2 protein-coding genes are annotated in these 1,740 nt (G+C 48.4%); both read left to right on the forward strand.

The features are described from left to right. Positions 1–1,102, forward strand: a 1,102-nt coding sequence (locus PO883_RS34325) for an RHS repeat-associated core domain-containing protein (RefSeq protein WP_289313782.1), incomplete at its 5' end; no start/stop codon positions are given. A 44-nt stretch (positions 1,103–1,146) separates the two neighbouring features. Continuing rightward, positions 1,147–1,620 (forward strand): hypothetical protein, encoded by a 474-nt coding sequence (locus PO883_RS34330; RefSeq protein ID WP_289313783.1) that lies wholly within the window; start codon positions 1,147–1,149, stop codon positions 1,618–1,620. The last annotated feature ends 120 nt before the right edge of the window (positions 1,621–1,740 follow it).

Below are 1,740 nucleotides of genomic sequence, written 5' to 3' on the forward strand. Positions count from 1 at the left end.
CGCCACGGGCAACCTCATCAGCGACGGAACGCTACGATACGGCTACGGCAACAACGGGCGCCTGAGCAGTACCACAGGCCTCGGTGGCGCGGCCGTCCAGCACCGTTACAACGGACTTGGCCAGCGGGCTATCAAGTCTGATGCTGCCGGTGCATCGACTTACTTCGTCTACAACGAAGCCGAACAAATGGTGGGCGAGTACAACAGCGCCGGGACGCCGATACAAGAAACCGTTTACCTGGAGGGGACGCCGGTCGCCGTGATTAAATCGCGTGCCAGCGGTGCAGAAGAAAATGCATACTACGTTTATGCCGATCACTTGGCGACACCACGGATTATTACGCGCGTCAGCGACAACAAGATGGTGTGGCGATGGGATGGAGCAAACCCGTTCGGTGAGGACCCTCCTGATGAAAATCCGAATCGGATGGGAAATTTTACCTATAACTTGCGTTTCCCCGGCCAATATTTTGATCGTGAGACCAATCTACACTACAACTACTATCGCGACTATGATCCGCAGACGGGGCGGTATGTGCAGAGCGATCCGATTGGACTTGAAGGCGGAATCAATACTTACGAATATGTTAATAGTGATCCGCTATCGAATTCAGATCTTTATGGATTGAAAATCACGCCCTTGGGTACCCGTGCTGAGAGGGCGCGTATTTGGAAGGGTATTAAGGACCTAACTAATAGTGGCAAAAGCGCGGCGCGAATGGTCGACATTCTTCGCAAAAGTCCACGTACATATACCATCGAATTAAACTGCGATGGCGATCACTATGGCAGCGACAAGAACGGGGATCTGAAGCCCAGACACATTCTTTGGAACTCCGCAAAAACTCATATCCGCGATGGTTCCGAAGACTGGCACTACCGTCCATCGTTTATTGGCCTAGGACACGAATTGATCCACGCCTGGGCTGAAGATGCAGGGAGGAAGCCGCAAGGCGATACGGGGCTGGACCAGCTATCCTACGACGAACATGGAACAGTAGGAATTCCTCGACCTAGCGGGAAGCCAACGGCGAATTATCCCTTCACCGAAAATATGTTTCGTAAAGAATGTGGTTGCGCGAAAAAGCGGGAAGCCTATTAATTTTATTAGGACTAAAAATGCTAAATTTTATTGGAGTCAATTTCATGTTATTCCTTGAATTTTCTCTTGTGCTTCTAAGTAATGTTTGTATTGCAGGGGAGGGGGGCGTGGCTCCTGATCGCCTTATTGAAACTAGTACGGGTGTAATTTTTTCAAAAGAAGTTGCGGTCGCGAAGCGAGTTTGCGCGTCGTTGCGCGATTGCTGGAATCCTAGTGGCCAGGAAATAGAAATCTTGGAAAAAGACCTTCCGAGGTTCTTGTCAGAGTCAAAAATTTGGGGGTCGGCCGAAATTTCAAGAAATTTAACTAAATACAGGTTTAAATATTACGGTTTAAAAAAAGGAGGTGCGCGTTACATTCATGTAAATGGGTTATGTCAGAAATATTGGCGAAGAGAAAGTGCAAATTTTGACAGCCCGAATCGTCCAATGACAGACATGGGGAGTTGTTATTTTTTGATTGACTACGACGTGGTGCGCCGGAAATTCGAGAATTATTATGTAGATGGCGAGGCGTAATACCTATTAGTCTCTTGAGCCAATTGCAAAACGATTTTTCTGAACTGGCCGACATCAGGAGAGCACGATTTTTCATCGCCTTTTAGTGATGCCGGACGAAATCTGATCGGTTACGGCGGC

This window comes from Massilia sp. DJPM01 (genome assembly GCF_030348125.1).
Taxonomy (GTDB): domain Bacteria; phylum Pseudomonadota; class Gammaproteobacteria; order Burkholderiales; family Burkholderiaceae_D; genus Telluria_A; species Telluria_A frigida.

What these genes read in the sequence shown, in the direction of transcription:
- PO883_RS34330 (WP_289313783.1), top strand. Translation starts at nt 1,147, where the DNA reads ATGTTATTCCTTGAATTTTCTCTTGTGCTTCTAAGTAATGTTTGTATT.